Here is a 15,081-nt window from a genome sequence, read left to right as displayed (position 1 = left end):
GCCGGTGCCTGGCTCGCACCTTGACATCCATCAACCGCGCCACCACAAGCGCCGCGCGGTCGCCGCGCTCCTCCAGCCGCTCATCAAGCGCGCATCAAACGCGGCAGCGCGCCGATCTGCAGCGTCGGCTGATCAGCCCTGGATGCCGCGGCGCGGCGGACGGGCCGCCCGGGCGAAGGCCTGTTCGGCGTGGGCCAGCAGGCGGCTGTCCAGCGGGCGGAAACGGGGCGTTGAGGGGGAAGCCATCAAGGCCTTCCATTCGCTGTCCGAATGCGCGCTGGTGCCCAGGCCGCGGTTGAACAGCGTGAGCGCCACAGCAGGGCTCACACCCAGCGCATCGACCAGGTCGCGCAGGCGCTGGTTGTTGCCGGCATCGGGGCCAGCGTCGGCGGCCTGCGCATCATTGGCAGACTGCTGGCTGCCAGGCAAGGCGGGGGAGGCGGACATCATCGACGGGCTCATGGGCCGCATGCTAACGACAGGCCACGCGCCTTCGCCACCCCTCTTTTAGGGGTTATCGGAAACCTGTTTGCCCCGCAGCACCGGGGGATTCAGGCCACCGGCAGCGCGTCCCGCAGGGTCTCGACCAGCACGCGCAGCCCTGCTGTGTACGAGCGCCAGCCCAGGCCCTGGATCGTCGCCTTCACGGCTGGCGAAATGATGGAATGCGCACGCCACGCTTCGCGCGCGGCAATGTTGCTCATGTGGATTTCGAGGATGGGAAACGGCATGGCCTTGATCGCGTCGTGCAGCGGCACGCCGTGCTGCGTCAGGCCGGCCGGGTTCAGCAGCGCGCCCTGCGCGGTGTCGATGTGGGCATGCAGCTGGTCGATCAGCGCGCCTTCGTGGTTGGACTGGAAGATGGTCAGCTCGACGGCCAGTTCGCTGGCGAGCGATTCCAGGTGGCCGTTGATCTGGGCCAGCGTGGTGGTGCCGTAGATGTGCGGCTCGCGGCGGCCGAACAGGTTCAGGTTGGGGCCGTGGAGGACGAGGATCTTCATGGTGAACGGGAGATCAAAGGGTACTTCAATGGTGCAGGCGCGCAAGCTCTGAAACGTAGAGCCTGGTGATGGCCGGGTCGTAGCTGGCCATGAATTTCTCGGTCACCGGCTTGGCAATCTGCCGCATGCGGGCCTGCTCCGCCGCCGAGACCTCGTTGTACTGCATGCCCTTGGCCTGCAGTTCGCCCACCGAACGCTGGGCCGCGGCGCGGCTCACCTGGCGCTGGTAGCCACGGGCCTCGTTGGCCGCGTCGTTCATGATCTTCTGCTCGGTCAGCGAGAGCTTGTCCCAGAACTTCTTGCTGACCAGCACGATGTTGGCCGCATACACATGGCGCGTGGCGCTGACGTACTTCTGCACCTCGAAGAACTTGTTCGACAGGATGACCGCAAACGGGTTCTCCTGGCCGTCTACCGCGCGGGCTTCCAGTGCGCCGTACAGCTCGGCAAACGGCATCGGCACCGGGTTGGCCTTGAAGGCCTTGAAGGTGTCGAGGAAGACCGGGTTGGGAATCACACGCAGCTTCAGGCCGTCCAGGTCCTCGGCCTTGGTGATGGGCCGCTTGCTGTTGGTCACGTTGCGAAAACCCAGGTCCCAGTAGCCCAGCGCGATCAAGCCCTTCTCCGGCAGCCTGGCGATCAGCGCCTGGCCCAGCGGGCCGTCCAGCAGGGCATCGGCCTGCGCGTAGTCCGCCACCGCAAACGGAAAGTCCAGCAGGCCGAACTCGCGCACGATGCCGGCCAGCGAGGTGGTGGCCGGTGCCGACATTTCCTGGATGCCGCCCTGCAGCGCCGACTGCTGCTGCATCTCGTTGCCCAGCGTGGAGGCCGGGAACTCCAGCACCTTCAGCTTGCCGCCGCTCTTGGCCGCCACCAGCTCACCAAAGCGCTTCACGCCAAAGCTCACGGGGTGGTCGGCATTGTTCAGGTGCCCGAAGCGGATGGTGCGCTCCTGGATGTCCTGGGCGTTGGCGGCAGACAGCACTGCACACAGCAGGCTTGCAAGGCCGAACCAGCGCGGCAGCAGACGGCGGGAACAACAGCGGTCGAGAGTCATGGGCGTCCCAGGCGAAGTACAGCAGATGGGCGGCATCTTCGGCAAATGTGGAAAGACTTTCCATCATGGAATACGCGCACCGGATCGGCGATGGCCGCGGCGCTACAGTGACGCCATGAGCGGTCCCCTCGAACGCAGCCTGAAGATCCTCGAACTGCTGTCCAGCCAGCCGGACGGGCTGGCCATCTCGGCCATTGCCACGTCGCTGGGCCTGCCGCTCAGCGCCACGCACCGCCTGCTCACCGAGCTGGGCCGCTGCGGGTATGTGCGGCAGCTGCGCGAACAAGGCGAGTACGTGCTGACGATCAAGCTGGTGTCGTTGGGGCTGGGCTACCTGAGCGCCACCGGCGTGGTGGATGTGGCCCAGTCTTCGCTCGACCGGCTGGCCGAAGCCAGCGGCGAGCTGGTGCGACTGGCCGTGGTCGACGGGGAGGACCTGACCTTCGTCGCCAAGGCTCAGGGCGCGCGGCGCGGCCTGCGCTATGACCCGGACATGGGCTCGTCGGTCCGCCTGTCCTGCAGTGCCGCCGGCCACGCCTGGCTCTCCACGCTGAGCGACGAGGACGGGCTTGCGTTGGTGGCGCGGCAGGGTTTCGGCAAGCCCGCGGACTTCGGGCCACGCGCACCGACCACCGCGAAAGCCTTGATGGGCTTCGTGCGCAGCGCCCGAAAGCGCGGCTTCAGCAGCATCACCGAAGTCTTCGCGCCGTCGATGTCGGCCATGGCCGCACCGGTGCGCGCGCGCGGTGGCGAGACCATTGGCGTGGTGACCATTGCCGGCCCGCTGGTGCGGCTGACCGAATACCGCATGGACCAGCTCAGCGAGCCGCTGCTGCACTGTGCGCAGGAGATCGAGGCGGCCAGCGGTGCTTCGCCGCTTTTCCGTCGTCAGACCCGGACCGTCTGAAGCGCGAGTCTGCCGGGTGCGCCGGCCGCCGGCTGCAATTCGCGCCGCCGCCCGACATCTCGCGCCGCCTGGCGCCGTTCCGTCGCATCCGCGGTGCGAGGCAGGGCGAGCACTCCTAGAGTCCGCTCATTCGCCAACCACGGGAGTCCTCATGAAAGCATTGTTCACCGCCGCCGCCGCCGGCCTCGCACTGGCTTTCTTCGCCACGCTGGCGCACGCCGAAGCGCCGGGCGGCTGCGCCAAGGTCGAGGTGCAGAACCTGCGCACCGGCCAGGGGCCGTTGATGGTTGCGGCCTACACGGACGTTGCCAGCTTCCGCAAGACCGCGGCAAGCCAGCTGCAACTGGCGGTGACTGGCGAGACGATGGCGATCCAGGTCTGCGGCCTGACCGGCGACACTGTCGCGCTGACGGCCTATCAAGACCTGAACGCCAACGGCAAGATGGACGCCAACCCGTTTGGCATGCCGACCGAGCCCTGGGGCGCCTCGGGCAAGGTCGCAATGATGGGACCGAGCTGGGACTCGGCACAGGTGCCGCTGGGCACCGAGACCCTCGTCGTCAAGCTCTCCAAGTAGTCGACGGGCCAAGCGGAGCACCCCATGCGCACCACCCTGCAACGCCGCGCCTTCCTCCGTGCCTTTGCCGCTGCGACTGCCGCGACCCGCTGGCCAGCCTTTGCGCGCTCGCCCGAGGGCCAGGTCTTTGACGATGCGGTGGCCGGCCAACCCTGGCTGAAGCCATTCAAGGGCGTGACCGATCAGGACCTGCGCTGCGATGCGCTGAGCCTGTCGGGCAAGTGGCCCGCCGAATTCCGTGGACGCTTCTACCGCAACGGCCCGGCACTGAACGAGCGCGACGGCCAGCGCTACCACCACTGGTTCGCGGGCGACGGCATGGTGCAGCAGTTCAGCTTCAGCGGCGGTGCCAAGCCCGCGGTGCGCCACCTCGGCCGCCTGGTGCGCACGCCCAAGCTGGTCGCCGAGCAGAAGGCCGGCAAGTTCCTCTTCAATGCCTACGGCACGCGCATCGAGGGCGGCGAACCCGCGCAAGGCCCGGACAGCTTCAACGTTGCCAACACCAACGCGATGGAGCACGCCGGCAGGGTGCTGGCGATGTGGGAAGGCGGCTCGGCGTTTGCGCTCAGCCCCGACGACCTCGCCACGCTGGGCCCGGTGACCTGGCAGCAAGGCCTGGCGCAGATGCCGTTCTCGGCCCATCCGAAGCTGGACGCCAAGGGCAACCTGTGGAACTTCGGCAGCGTCGGCGCGAACCTGGTGGTCTGGCATGTCGACCCGATGGGCCAGCTGGTCAAGGCGCAGATCGGCGAGTCGCCCTACCCCGGCGGCATGGCACACGATGCGGCGATCACCGAGCGCCACATCGTGCTGCCGCTGCCGCCGGTGAAGCTCAACTTCGGCGAAGACGTGACAGGCGGCAAGGCCTTCACCCATGAACCCAAGGAGCCGCTGCGCATCCTGGTGATGAAGAAGGACGACATCGCCCAGCGGCGCGTGTTCGAGCTGCCGTCGCAAATGGTCTTCCACGTGGGCAACGCCCATGAGCGCGCCGACGGCAGCATCGTGCTGAGCTTCGTCAGCTCACCCACGCCCGAGTTCCTGATGCACGGGGCGTCGTCTCTGGTGGCCGGCCACCCGGCCAGCTTCGGCGGGTCCAGCACGCAACTCGCGGTGCTGGACATGCGGACCGGAAAGGTCCGCGTCGAAGGCATGCAGGACACCGTCGAGTTCCCACGCGTGCATCCGCTGCGCAACGGCCAGGCCACCCGCCACCTGCTGACCGTCGCCAGCTGGGACCGCGGCGCAGGCCGGCCGCAGTGGTTCCACGGCCTGCAGCTGCGCGACCTCCAGACCGGCCGCACGCAGCGCCATGACTACGGCCCGGGCACGGTGGTCGAAGAGCACATCGTCGTGCCCAAGCCTGGCAAGCAGGGCGAACTCGACGCCTGGCTGCTGGGCACGAGCTTCGACACGGCCAATGGCGTGACACGCGTCAACCTGCTGGACGCGCGCCACCTCGCGGACGGACCCGTCGCGCAGGCGACCCTGCCGTACGGGTTGCCGTATGGCTTCCACGGCAACTTCACGGCTGCCTGAGGAATGCGGCCCGGCACCATTGCAAGCGGCAGATTCGCACACCGTGCCGGACGGCGGCCACACCCGCGAATGTGCGCAAGTTACGATTGGGCCCTTACCTCTTTCAAGGATTGAACGCATGGCCAAGAAGATCGACCGCAGCCGCATCGAAGCAGGACGCTTCGAATTGCCGAAGAAACTGGCTTTCCTGGTGGAAGCCAAGGTGGACTACACCTCGATCTCGGAAGCGGAAGACGGTTGGCGCGTGGAATTGCCGGCGACGGCGCTTGCAGCACTGGCCAAGCTCAAGGCCAGCCTGAAGTCGCTGAAGGCCGACGGCAAGCAGGCCGCCACCGATCAAGCCGCCGCGTTGACCGCCGCCACGGCCGCGCACGAAGAGACCCGCAAGGAGCTTGCTTCGGCGCAGCGCAAGATCAAGGCGCTTGAAAAGAAGCTGTTGGCCTCGGCGCCAGCGCCCGTGGTCGCAGCCAGCGCACCCGCCAAGCTCAGCGAAGCGGCGTCGGCCAAGGCAGCCAAGCCTGCGAAGGCACCGAAGAAGCCAGCCAAGCCGGAAGCGGCCGCAGCCGCCCCTGCGGTGGAAACAGTGGTGCCAGTGCCAGGCCCGAAGCTGCCGAAGAAGCTGGCTGTGAAGAAGGCCACTGTCGTGGCACAGCCGGCACCGCTGGCCACCGCTGGTGCGATCCTGCCTGCGGGTGATGCCCCGGCCGAAGTGGCTGTGAAGTCCTGAGGGCACAGGACAACCGGTGCCAAGACCGGTTGTCCGCCTGAGGCGGCTGGCCGGCCTTTGAAGACCTGGGCCGCCAGCGCTTCTCGCGCATGGCCGCTGTCCAGCGGCCCGCCCATCGGGCGACGCGCTCGCCGTGTCAGACGTTCGCGGTGACCCGCTTGCCGACGATCACCACGACTTGCGCCGGCGCATCGAAGCGCGCGGCATTGGCCAGCGTGACGCCATCAACCTGGCGATCCGCGATCTGCGACAGGGCCGCCAGCACGCTGAACGTCATCACCAGCGCCAGCCCCGCAAAACCCACCCGCTCAACGCCCGACTGGGTCGTGGCAGAGACAGCGCGAGCGGTGTTGAAAGTGGCGGTCATGGTGGGCTCCTGAAGCGGTGCAAATCCGTTGTCGATGGATGTACTTTAGGAAACGCCACCCATGGCTGCCAGCGCGCTGCGACGAATGACGGGTTCGGCCGCGTGAACTGCAGCCGGGACCGATGGAAAGCTTCCATCGGGTGCATCCGTCAGAATGGATTCACCCGAACCCGGAAACCGCCATGTCCGTGATTTCCAGCCAGTACATCCAGCGCATCACCTTGCTTCGCGACAAGGTCGAGTCCTTCGCTCGCTACCCGTTTTCGCTGCCGGCCATCCGCTCCTTTGACAGCCTGGACCTGCACCCCAAGGTCACGTTTTTCGTCGGTGAAAACGGCTCGGGCAAGTCCACATTGCTGGAGGCGATTGCGGTGGCGATGGGCTTCAACGCCGAGGGTGGCAGCAAGAACTTCAACTTCGGCACCCACAGTTCGCACTCGGAACTGCATGAATGCCTTCGCATTGCCAAAGGCTACAAGCGCCATCGAGACGGCTTCTTCCTGCGTGCGGAGAGTTTCTTCAACGTGGCGACCCAGATCGAAGACCTTGGCGTGACGCCGTCCTACGGCGGGCGCTCGTTGCACGAACAGTCGCACGGTGAATCCTTCATGGCGCTACTCAAGAATCGCTTCGGCGGCCAGGGCCTGTACATCCTCGACGAGCCGGAAGCCGCGCTGTCCCCCACCCGCCAGCTCGCCGCCCTCTCGCGCATCCACGAGCTGGTGCTGGCCGACTCGCAGTTCATCATCGCCACGCACTCGCCGATGCTGATGGCCTACCCCGACGCCAACATCTTCCTTTGCTCGGACAAAGGCATCTCGCAGGTCGCCTACGAAGACACCGAACACTTCAAGATCACCCGCGACTTCCTGGCCCATCACCAGCACGTGATGCGCGCGCTGATGGCGCCATGAACATCACGCTGGCACAAGGCGACGTGTCCAAGCTCAGGCCTTCTTGCGTGCCACGATGAACAGCCGCGGGAAGGCCAGCAGGCGCTGGCCGTCGGCGCGCTGCGGGTAGGCTGCCTCGATGCGGGCCTGGTAGGCAGCCAGGAACTCGGCCTGCAGCGCCGGGCTCAGCGGTTCGAGAAAAGGTTTCAGGCCGGTCGCGCGCAGCCATTGCACGATGGCGGCGGCGTCGGCCATCGGGTGGTAGTAGGTGGTGCGCCAGACGTCGACCTCGGCTTCGCGGGACAGCAGGTCGTGGTATTGCTCGGCGGGCAGGATGCGGGCCCGCACCTGGCCGGCGTCGCCTATGCTTGCAGCAAAGCGCGGCTCGGCGGCGGTCTCGCGCATCGAGACGTGGCTGGGCTGGTCCAGGTTGTCCGGCATCTGAATCGCCAGCGCGCCACCAGGTGCCAGCAGCGACAGCAGGCGCGGCACCAGTTGCTCGTGGCCGGGCAGCCATTGCAGCGAAGCGTTGGCGTAGAGCAAGTCCACCGGCGCGGGGGGCGACCAGGTGGCGATGTCGCCCTGCTCGAACAGCACGCCGGGCAAGCGTTCTCGGCCACTGGCCAGCATGGCGGGTGAACTGTCCATGCCGATGACTTTCGCACCGGCAAAACGCCGAACCAGCAGCTCAGTGGAGTTGCCCGGGCCGCAGCCCAGGTCGACCACGCTGCCGGCCGAAGCCAGTGCCACGCGGGCCAGCAGTTCGGCCGCGGGCCGGGTGCGCTCTTCTTCAAAGCGCGTGTAAAGCGCGGGGTTCCAGTCGCTCATGGTGTCGCTCCTTCAGGGGCTTCACTCTACAGCGCTCCGCCATGCGCGCGGGGTGGCTAGACTCGCTGCTGAGCCATCTCGCCAAGGACCGTCACCATGCTTCCCACCCGCTCCCTCGGCCCATTCCAAGTCAGCGCCATCGGCCTGGGCTGCATGAACCTCAGCCATGCCTACGGCCAGCCGCCCGCCTTGGCGCAGGCCGAGCAGTTGCTGCTGCATGCGCTGGACCGCGGCGTGACGCTGTTCGACACTGCCGCACTCTACGGCTTCGGCGCCAACGAGGAACTGGTGGGCAAGGTACTGAGCCCGCACCGCAGCCGCTTCACGCTGGCCAGCAAGTGCGGGCTGCATGGCGTGCCCGGTGAAGACGGCAAGCTCAAGCGCGTGCTGGACGGCCGCCCGGCCACGATCAAGGCCAGCTGCGAGGCCAGCCTGCGCCGCCTGCGCACCGACGTGATCGACCTGTTCTACCTGCACCGCTGGGACAAGAAGGTGCCGATCGAGGACTCGGTTGGCGCGATGGCCGAGCTGGTGAAAGAGGGCAAGGTGCGTTGCCTGGGCTTGAGCGAAGTCTCGGCCGGCACGCTGCGGCGCGCGCATGCGGTGCACCCCATCACCGCGGTGCAGACCGAGTATTCGCTGTGGACCCGCGACCCCGAGATCGCCGTGCTGGACGCTTGCCGCGAGCTGGGCACGGCCTTCGTCGCCTTCAGCCCGCTGGCGCGCGGGTTCCTGCCGGGCACCTTGAAGGACGTGAGTGCTTTGGTCCCCACAGACCTGCGCCGCAGCATGCCGCGCTTCGCGCCCGAGGCCTATGCGGCCAACCTGACGCTGCTGCCCGCGCTGCAGGCGATTGCGGACGAAGCCGACTGCTCGCTGGCCCAGCTCTCACTGGCCTGGCTACTGCAGCGCGGCGAACATGTGATACCCATCCCCGGCACCACGCAGATCGCCCACCTGGACGAGGACCTGGGCGCCACCGGCGTGCAGCTCAGCGAACAGCAGATGGCACGCCTGGACGAGATCGTCAACGTGGCCAGCGTGCAGGGCGGGCGCTACAACGCCGGCTCGCAGGCGGAGGTGGACACCGAGACCTTCGGCGAGGCGGGCTGAGTCGGCGGGTGCGGCGGGCCGGTAAAGTGCGTGCGCGGCCGCTTGGCGCCGCGGCAGTCCAGAAGGAACATGCATGAGACACCCTGGCCATGTCACGCGGGCCGAGCGCCGGGCCGCTCCCAAGCCGGCCCGCATCCCCTCGGGGGATCGGCCGACGTATTCGTTGGACGAGGGGCAGTCATGAGCCTCACATTCAACGACCGCGTCGCCATCGTCACCGGCGCCGGTGGCGGCCTGGGCCGCTGCCATGCGCTGGCCCTGGCCGCGCGCGGCGCCAAGGTGGTTGTCAACGATTTGGGCAACGCGCAGCCGGTGGTCGACGAGATCATTGCGGCGGGTGGCCAGGCCATTGCCAACTCGGCTTCGGTCACCGACATGGCCGCCGTGCAGGCCATGGTGGACGAAGCGCAGCAGACCTGGGGCCGCGTCGACATCCTGGTCAACAACGCCGGCATCCTGCGCGACAAGAGCTTCGCCAAGATGACGCTGGAAGACTTCCGCCTGGTACTGGACGTGCACCTGATGGGCGCTGTGCATTGCTGCAAGGCGGTGTGGCCGCTGATGCAGGCCCAGCAATACGGCCGCATCGCGCTGACCACTTCGTCCAGCGGTCTCTACGGCAACTTCGGCCAGAGCAACTACGGCGCCGCCAAGATGGCGCTGGTGGGGCTGATGCAGACCCTGTCGCTGGAAGGTGCGAAGTTCGACATCCGCGTCAACTGCCTGGCCCCCACCGCTGCCACCCGCATGACCGAAGGCCTGATGCCGGCCGCGGTGCTGGAAGCGCTCAAACCCGAGGCCGTGACCCCCGCGCTGCTCTGGCTGATCAGCCAGGACGCCCCCAACCGCGCCATCGCCTGCGCCGGCGCCGGCACCTTCGAAGCCGCCCACATCACCCTCACCCAAGGCCTGCACCTGGGCATCGGCGACGACGTGCCGGAGCAACTGGCCGCCGCCTGGGCAGAGGTCAGCGAGCGGGACGGCGAACAGGTGCCGGGCAGCGGCGCGGCTCAGGGCATGAACGAGGTGGGCAAGGCGATGGCGGCTCAGCGGGGCGAGTGAACCTCGGCGACCGTTCGAGGGACCGGCAGCGCCTGCGGCTGCCGCACTGCCCGACCCGCGCGGGTCAGACGTAGCGCGGAATCGGCCCGTTCTGTGGCGTCGTGTTTTCGCCGAGATCGAGTACCAGCCGGTCCACATAGCACCAGCCCCAACCTTCTGGCGGGTCATAGCCCTCGATGATCGGGTGACCCGTGGCATGGAAGTGGGCAGTCGCGTGACGATGCGGCGAATCGTCGCAACAGCCAACGTGGCCGCAATGTCGGCACAGGCGCAGATGCACCCATTCGCTGCCCGTCTTCAGGCAGTCTTCGCAGCCCAGCGCGCTGGGAACCACCCGCAGGATGCCGGCGGTGTGGGAACAGACGGGTCTCATGTCGATGCCCTCGGGATGGACGGAGGATGGATGAACAATGGCGGTACGGCGCGCTCAAGCCTCGTCGGGCGTCCAGTCCGGGCTGTAGCCGCCCAGCGTCGGGTGGTACATCTCGTCGCCAGTGTGCTGCGTGAATTCGACGTTGAGCCGGTCCTCGCGCAGGCCGAGCTGTTCGATGCAGTGGGCACACAGCGCCTTGGCAAGTGCCATCCGCAACTCGGGTGATCGTCCCTGGCGGATGTCCAGCATCATCAGCGAGACCGGCACGGGTGGCGCGTCCGGGTCGGGCATGCGCCACAGCCCACCCTCGCCGAGTTCGCGCACCGCGACGCTGATGCGCCGGATGTCCACCGACATCATCTCGGCGTAGGTGCGGCACATGCTTTCGGCAAGCCGTTGCTTGACGGCGGTCGGATAGTGGTCGTTGACGTCCAGTTGCAGGTACGGCACGGCAAGCTCCTGGTTTCGGGTCAAGGGAAAACGGCGGCGTCAGCGCACCCGCTGCCTCGCCTGCCGCGCCGCGTGCGCCCGCGGGATCCAGTACGCCAGCTGCGCCGCCGCGGCAAACGCGATGAGCCCGGTCGCGGCAATGCCTGCGCCGAGCGACAACGTCGCTGCCAGGAAGGACAGCAGCGTCGGCCCGCAGGACGAGCCGATGTCGGACATCAGGCGCCAGACGCCGAGGAAGTGGGCGCGGCCAGTGCGGGGCGAATGGTCGGCGCCCAGCGTCATGACCATGCCGGAGCCGATGCCGTTGCCAAAGCCGATCAGCGAGGCCGCGAGCAGCAGCGTGGCAGCACCTTGGGTGAAGGGCATCAGCAGCAACGGGATGCCCATGATGATCATCGAAGGCACGGCCACCCAGCGCCGGCCCTTCTGGTCCATCACCTTGCCGGCAGGGTAGAACACCAGCATCTCGACGCCGCCGGCCACGCCGTAGATCAGCGCAGCGACCGAAGGCGTGAGGCCGATGTGATCGGCCCACAACGGAATCACCGCCTGCCGCGTGGCCCGCACCGCGCTGACCAGCAGCACGCCGATGCCCAGGGTCACGAACAGGCGATGGTGGTCCCGCAGGATGGACCGGAACGAGGGCTTGGCGGTGATAGACGCCGCAACAGCGTGAGGCTGCGTTTCATCGGCAGCCGGCACCAGGTCCGGGATGCGCGCGGCGACGCCCGCGGCCACGATCAATGCGCCGATGCCCACGCCGTAAGCCCCCGTCAGCCCGAAGTGATGGATGACCAAGGCCGCGATGAACGGGCCGATGAACAGGCCCACGCGCATCGCGCCGCCCAGCGTGGACATGGCGCGTGCCCTGAACGCGGGCGGCACCGCCTCGGTCAGGTAGCTCTGCCGCGCCAGGCTGAAGACGGCCTGCGACATGCCGATCATGAAGCAGCCCAGCGCAAACAGGCCGAGGTGATCGGTCCAGGCGGACAGCGCCATCGCCAGCGCGCACCACACGGCCGCGGCGACGATGGCCCAGCGCTCACCGCGGTGCAGCGTGATCAGCGAGGCCGGGATGTTGCTGACCATCGAGCCGATGCCGATCAGCGTGACCATCAACGCGGCCTGCGCGACCGAGGCACCCAGGTCTCGGGCAGTCAGCGGGATGACCGGGAGAATGGCACCTTCGCCAATGCCGAAGAGCAACGAGGGACCGAAGGCCGAGACGGCGATGCCGCGCAGGGAAAAGGTGTCAGGTGGAGAGGCGGTCGTCGGGGCCATGCGTCGTCGTCAAGCCGAGTGGCGCCGGGACAGGCAGGCGCCTTGCGAACGATTGTCTGCAGATGGCGCCGCGCCTGCTCGGCAAGCCGCGGTTCCCGAGCCGCCGGCATGGCTGATCAAAGCAGCGTCACTCCGGCTCGATGCCCGCGGCCTTGATCACCCTGCCCCACTTCAGCGATTCGCCGGCCTGGAAGCGGCCAAGCTCTTCGGGCGTGGAGGTCCAGGCCGTTGTGCCGGTGCTGTCGTTGAAGTTCTTCACGCCTGCGCTGCGCGTGGCGTTGAGCAACAGCTCGTGCACCCGCGCGACGATGGCCGGCGGGGTATGCGCCGGCAGGTAGGCGGCGAACCAGTAGCTCATGTCGTAGCCCTTCACGCCCGCTTCGTCCAGCGTGGGCACGTCCGCCAGCAACGCGATGCGCTGGGTGGTGGACACGCCCAGCGCACGCAGCTTGCCGCCCTTGATCTGCGGCACGCCGGTGGCCGTGTCGGGGATCATGAAGTCGACCTGGCCGCCGATCAGGTCGGTCAGCGCATTCGGGTTGCTCTTGTAGGGCACGTGCAGGATGTCGGTGCCGGTGAGCTGCCTGAACATCTCGCCGGCCACGCGGCTGGACGCGCTGCCGCTGGCAAAGCTCAGCTTGCCGGGCTGCTTGCGCGCGGCGGCCACCAGCTCTGCGGCGGTCTTGTACGGCGAATCGCTGCGCACCACCAGCACCTGCCCGCCCTTGGCCAGGCCGGTGACGGGCGCGAAGTCCTTCACCGGGTCGTAGGGCAGCTTCTTGAACAGGTGCTCGTTGGCGGCCTGCGTGGTGTTGGTCGCAATCAGCACGGTGTAGCCGTCCGGCTGTGCGCGGGCCACGCTTTGCGCGGCCAGCATGCCGCTGGCACCGGCCTTGTTGTCCACCACCACGGGCTGCTTGGTCTGCTCGCTCACGGCGCTGCCCAGCGCGCGGGCCAGCTGGTCGGTGGCGCTGCCGGCGGCAAAGGGCACGACAAAGGTGATGGGCCGCTCGGGGAAGCCGGACTGGGCCGCGCTCACCAGCGGCAGCGCGGCGGTCAGCAGAGCGGCGAGCAGTTGGCGGCGCAGCCGGGTCGGCTGGGAAAACGAAGCCATGGGGTGTCTCCTGTTGGTCTTGGAAAAATGCAAACGGATCGGGCAATCGGTGGATCAGGGCGCCGGAATCTCCAGCGCCAGCAGGGCCGAGCTGAGCGACTTGCCGTGCGCGTCCAGCGCCAGCGAACGCGTCACGCCGCCGCCCAGCGCGCCTTCGAGCACGAAGTTCAGCGCGCCCAGTTGCGGCAGCTCGTAACGCCGCACCTCGCCGCGCACCAGGCCGGCGAAGTGCGCCTTCACGGCATCGGCGCTGACGTGCTGGCACAGGTGCGCGAAGTGGGCTGGATCGTAGGCGATCAGCGAGATGTTGGACGTGTCGCCCTTGTCTCCGGTGCGCGAGTGGGCCAGCGTGCGCAGCGCAATCGTGGGATTCGGCATCAGGCCTCCATCAGGTGGACTTTCGGCGAGACCGCGGACTCGGGCAGCAGCACCGACTGCACCGCAACGATCTCGCGGGCCGACTTGCTGGCCCCGCCGCCGCCGGCCGGGCCGTTGGTGTACAGCGTCTCGACCTCGTTACCCACGCGCACGGCTTCGGCCAGTGTGGCAGTGCGCGCGGCCACGCGCAGCCGCACTTCGTAAGGCTCGGTGGCGGACGAGGGCGTGGCGGCGCCATGCAAGGCGTTCACGCCGATCAGCTCGCAGCGCAGCTCGCGCACCGCCACGCCGGTCAGCGCCAGCCGTTCTTCGACGATGGCCTGCGCCAACTGCGCTCGCGCCAAGGCGCCAGGGCCAGCGTAGGCGATCTGGCCCTCGCCGACAAAGCCGTCGCGGTAGCCGACCGAAACCTTCAGCAGCCCGCTGCGCGGTGCGCCACGGCCACCGCTCACCTGCACCCGGTCCGGGCCGAGCTGCTGCACCGTCACCTCGGAGAAGTCCGCCACCACGTCCGGCTGCAGGTAGCGCTGCGGGTCGTGGATCTCGTAAAGCAACTGTTCCTTGCAGGTGGCCTCGGTCACGCAGCCGCCGGCCGCGGCCAGCTTGGTGACGACCAGGCCGCCGTCTTCGCTGACTTCGCCCATCGGGAAGCCCAGGCGCACCAGGTCCGGCACGTCCTTGAAGCCAGGGTCGGCAAAGTAGCCGCCGGTCACCTGGCCGGCGCATTCCAGCAGGTGGCCCACCACCGTGCCCTGGCCCAGGCGCTGCCAGTCGTCCCAGGCCCAGCCGAATGCGTGCACCAGCGGCGCGAGGAACAGCGCCGGGTCCGCCGCGCGGCCGGTGATGACCAGCTGCGCGCCCTGCGCCAGCGCCTGCACCATGGGCGCGGCGCCCAGGTAGGCGTTGGCCGAGAGCACGCGGTCACCCAGCGAAGCCACGGTGTCGCCGGTCTCCAGCAGGCGGTGCTCGCCGGCCTGCACGGCAGCCAGCACGTCGTCGCCCGTGACCGCGGCAATCTTGAAGCCCTGCAAGCCCAGCTCGGCGGCAATCGCCATCGCGCAACGCGCAGCGCCCAGCGGGTTGGCCGCGCCCATGTTGGTCAGGATGCGGATGCCGCGCGCCGCGCAGTGCGGCAGCACGGCCCGCAGCCGCGCCGCCAGCAGCGGGTCGAAACCGGCCTCCGGGTCGCATAGCCTGGCCTGCTGGGCCAGCGCGATGGTGCGCTCGGCCAGGCATTCGAAGACCAGGTAGTCGATCTCGCCATGCTGCGCCAGCTCGACCGCCGGCTCGATGCGGTCGCCCGAGTAACCGGCGCCCACGCCCAGGCGAACGATGCGGGGCCGAGGCGATGCGGGGGTGGCAGTCATGGAGGCGAAGCGTAGGCCCGCGGTAGCGATCCAACAATTGAAATGAT

The 15,081-nt window shown here is 68.2% G+C and carries 18 protein-coding genes; 7 read left to right on the top strand and 11 right to left on the bottom strand.

The window, feature by feature from the left end:
- Positions 1-132: 132 nt before the first annotated feature.
- The 3 genes from AC3WR5_RS21395 to AC3WR5_RS21385 form a co-directional block, all read right to left on the bottom strand.
- A complete protein-coding gene (locus tag AC3WR5_RS21395; RefSeq protein WP_141286005.1) occupies positions 133-450 on the bottom strand; it encodes a hypothetical protein in 318 nt (105 codons plus the stop codon).
- A 101-nt stretch (positions 451-551) separates the two neighbouring features.
- The gene (locus tag AC3WR5_RS21390) at positions 552-1,001 is read right to left on the bottom strand and encodes a type II 3-dehydroquinate dehydratase (RefSeq protein WP_492486983.1); all 450 of its coding nucleotides are present in this window, start codon (positions 999-1,001) and stop codon (positions 552-554) included.
- 25 nt (positions 1,002-1,026) lie between these two features.
- Positions 1,027-2,058 carry a TRAP transporter substrate-binding protein gene (locus AC3WR5_RS21385; protein WP_492486981.1) on the bottom strand — a complete coding sequence of 344 codons (1,032 nt, stop codon included), beginning with the start codon at positions 2,056-2,058 and terminating at the stop codon, positions 1,027-1,029.
- Between the two features lie 115 nt (positions 2,059-2,173).
- Here AC3WR5_RS21385 and AC3WR5_RS21380 point away from each other — a divergent pair, with 115 nt between their 5' ends.
- The 4 genes from AC3WR5_RS21380 to AC3WR5_RS21365 all read left to right on the top strand — a co-directional run bounded on the left by AC3WR5_RS21380 (position 2,174) and on the right by AC3WR5_RS21365 (position 5,808).
- Entirely contained in the window at positions 2,174-2,965 is a 792-nt protein-coding gene (locus AC3WR5_RS21380) for an IclR family transcriptional regulator (RefSeq protein WP_492486980.1), read from the top strand.
- 151 nt (positions 2,966-3,116) lie between these two features.
- Positions 3,117-3,542, top strand: coding sequence for a DUF2141 domain-containing protein (locus tag AC3WR5_RS21375; protein WP_141286007.1), 426 nt, complete (start codon positions 3,117-3,119; stop codon positions 3,540-3,542).
- A gap of 24 nt (positions 3,543-3,566) precedes the next feature.
- On the top strand, positions 3,567-5,081 hold the full coding sequence (locus tag AC3WR5_RS21370) for a carotenoid oxygenase family protein (protein WP_492486979.1): 1,515 nt from the start codon (positions 3,567-3,569) through the stop codon (positions 5,079-5,081).
- Positions 5,082-5,199: 118 nt separating this feature from the next.
- On the top strand, positions 5,200-5,808 hold the full coding sequence (locus AC3WR5_RS21365; protein WP_141286010.1) for a hypothetical protein: 609 nt from the start codon (positions 5,200-5,202) through the stop codon (positions 5,806-5,808).
- A gap of 136 nt (positions 5,809-5,944) precedes the next feature.
- Here the strand turns inward: AC3WR5_RS21365 and AC3WR5_RS21360 are convergent, their stop codons facing one another.
- Positions 5,945-6,175: a hypothetical protein gene (locus AC3WR5_RS21360; RefSeq protein WP_141286012.1), complete on the bottom strand. Its 231-nt coding sequence runs from the start codon at positions 6,173-6,175 to the stop codon at positions 5,945-5,947.
- A 188-nt stretch (positions 6,176-6,363) separates the two neighbouring features.
- Between AC3WR5_RS21360 and AC3WR5_RS21355 the strand changes: the two genes are divergently transcribed.
- Complete coding sequence (locus AC3WR5_RS21355) at positions 6,364-7,089, top strand: AAA family ATPase (RefSeq protein ID WP_492487208.1); 726 nt, start codon at positions 6,364-6,366, stop codon at positions 7,087-7,089.
- Positions 7,090-7,122: 33 nt separating this feature from the next.
- Here AC3WR5_RS21355 and tam read toward each other — a convergent pair whose 3' ends face one another.
- The gene (tam, locus tag AC3WR5_RS21350; RefSeq protein ID WP_492486977.1) at positions 7,123-7,896 is read right to left on the bottom strand and encodes a trans-aconitate 2-methyltransferase; all 774 of its coding nucleotides are present in this window, start codon (positions 7,894-7,896) and stop codon (positions 7,123-7,125) included.
- Positions 7,897-7,992: 96 nt separating this feature from the next.
- Here tam and AC3WR5_RS21345 point away from each other — a divergent pair, with 96 nt between their 5' ends.
- Together AC3WR5_RS21345 and AC3WR5_RS21340 are read left to right on the top strand one after the other, a co-directional pair.
- On the top strand, positions 7,993-9,009 hold the full coding sequence (locus tag AC3WR5_RS21345) for an aldo/keto reductase (protein ID WP_492486975.1): 1,017 nt from the start codon (positions 7,993-7,995) through the stop codon (positions 9,007-9,009).
- A 180-nt stretch (positions 9,010-9,189) separates the two neighbouring features.
- Positions 9,190-10,071 carry an SDR family NAD(P)-dependent oxidoreductase gene (locus AC3WR5_RS21340; protein WP_492486973.1) on the top strand — a complete coding sequence of 294 codons (882 nt, stop codon included), beginning with the start codon at positions 9,190-9,192 and terminating at the stop codon, positions 10,069-10,071.
- A 64-nt stretch (positions 10,072-10,135) separates the two neighbouring features.
- Here AC3WR5_RS21340 and AC3WR5_RS21335 read toward each other — a convergent pair whose 3' ends face one another.
- From AC3WR5_RS21335 to AC3WR5_RS21310, 6 genes are all read right to left on the bottom strand, one after another.
- Positions 10,136-10,444 (bottom strand): UBP-type zinc finger domain-containing protein, encoded by a 309-nt coding sequence (locus tag AC3WR5_RS21335; RefSeq protein WP_141286022.1) that lies wholly within the window; start codon positions 10,442-10,444, stop codon positions 10,136-10,138.
- Between the two features lie 54 nt (positions 10,445-10,498).
- The gene (locus tag AC3WR5_RS21330) at positions 10,499-10,894 is read right to left on the bottom strand and encodes a tautomerase (protein WP_325654347.1); all 396 of its coding nucleotides are present in this window, start codon (positions 10,892-10,894) and stop codon (positions 10,499-10,501) included.
- Between the two features lie 39 nt (positions 10,895-10,933).
- Positions 10,934-12,175 (bottom strand): MFS transporter, encoded by a 1,242-nt coding sequence (locus AC3WR5_RS21325; RefSeq protein ID WP_492486971.1) that lies wholly within the window; start codon positions 12,173-12,175, stop codon positions 10,934-10,936.
- A 127-nt stretch (positions 12,176-12,302) separates the two neighbouring features.
- Entirely contained in the window at positions 12,303-13,289 is a 987-nt protein-coding gene (locus AC3WR5_RS21320; protein ID WP_492486969.1) for a Bug family tripartite tricarboxylate transporter substrate binding protein, read from the bottom strand.
- 54 nt (positions 13,290-13,343) lie between these two features.
- Positions 13,344-13,652: an AtuA-related protein gene (locus AC3WR5_RS21315; RefSeq protein WP_492487207.1), complete on the bottom strand. Its 309-nt coding sequence runs from the start codon at positions 13,650-13,652 to the stop codon at positions 13,344-13,346.
- A gap of 14 nt (positions 13,653-13,666) precedes the next feature.
- Positions 13,667-15,034 (bottom strand): acyclic terpene utilization AtuA family protein, encoded by a 1,368-nt coding sequence (locus tag AC3WR5_RS21310; protein ID WP_492486967.1) that lies wholly within the window; start codon positions 15,032-15,034, stop codon positions 13,667-13,669.
- Positions 15,035-15,081 lie beyond the last annotated feature (47 nt).

It is taken from the genome of Ideonella sp. FW305-24, assembly GCF_058788035.1.
Note: the sequence above shows the minus strand (reverse complement) of the source record. Positions and strands in the feature narration are given on the sequence as shown.

Coding starts and splice junctions, on each gene's coding strand:
- AC3WR5_RS21395 (WP_141286005.1), bottom strand. CDS start 450: ATGATGTCCGCCTCCCCCGCCTTGCCTGGCAGCCAGCAGTCTGCCAAT.
- AC3WR5_RS21390 (WP_492486983.1), bottom strand. CDS start 1,001: ATGAAGATCCTCGTCCTCCACGGCCCCAACCTGAACCTGTTCGGCCGC.
- AC3WR5_RS21385 (WP_492486981.1), bottom strand. CDS start 2,058: ATGACTCTCGACCGCTGTTGTTCCCGCCGTCTGCTGCCGCGCTGGTTC.
- AC3WR5_RS21380 (WP_492486980.1), top strand. CDS start 2,174: ATGAGCGGTCCCCTCGAACGCAGCCTGAAGATCCTCGAACTGCTGTCC.
- AC3WR5_RS21375 (WP_141286007.1), top strand. CDS start 3,117: ATGAAAGCATTGTTCACCGCCGCCGCCGCCGGCCTCGCACTGGCTTTC.
- AC3WR5_RS21370 (WP_492486979.1), top strand. CDS start 3,567: ATGCGCACCACCCTGCAACGCCGCGCCTTCCTCCGTGCCTTTGCCGCT.
- AC3WR5_RS21365 (WP_141286010.1), top strand. CDS start 5,200: ATGGCCAAGAAGATCGACCGCAGCCGCATCGAAGCAGGACGCTTCGAA.
- AC3WR5_RS21360 (WP_141286012.1), bottom strand. CDS start 6,175: ATGACCGCCACTTTCAACACCGCTCGCGCTGTCTCTGCCACGACCCAG.
- tam (WP_492486977.1), bottom strand. CDS start 7,896: ATGAGCGACTGGAACCCCGCGCTTTACACGCGCTTTGAAGAAGAGCGC.
- AC3WR5_RS21345 (WP_492486975.1), top strand. CDS start 7,993: ATGCTTCCCACCCGCTCCCTCGGCCCATTCCAAGTCAGCGCCATCGGC.
- AC3WR5_RS21340 (WP_492486973.1), top strand. CDS start 9,190: ATGAGCCTCACATTCAACGACCGCGTCGCCATCGTCACCGGCGCCGGT.
- AC3WR5_RS21335 (WP_141286022.1), bottom strand. CDS start 10,444: ATGAGACCCGTCTGTTCCCACACCGCCGGCATCCTGCGGGTGGTTCCC.
- AC3WR5_RS21325 (WP_492486971.1), bottom strand. CDS start 12,175: ATGGCCCCGACGACCGCCTCTCCACCTGACACCTTTTCCCTGCGCGGC.
- AC3WR5_RS21320 (WP_492486969.1), bottom strand. CDS start 13,289: ATGGCTTCGTTTTCCCAGCCGACCCGGCTGCGCCGCCAACTGCTCGCC.
- AC3WR5_RS21310 (WP_492486967.1), bottom strand. CDS start 15,034: ATGACTGCCACCCCCGCATCGCCTCGGCCCCGCATCGTTCGCCTGGGC.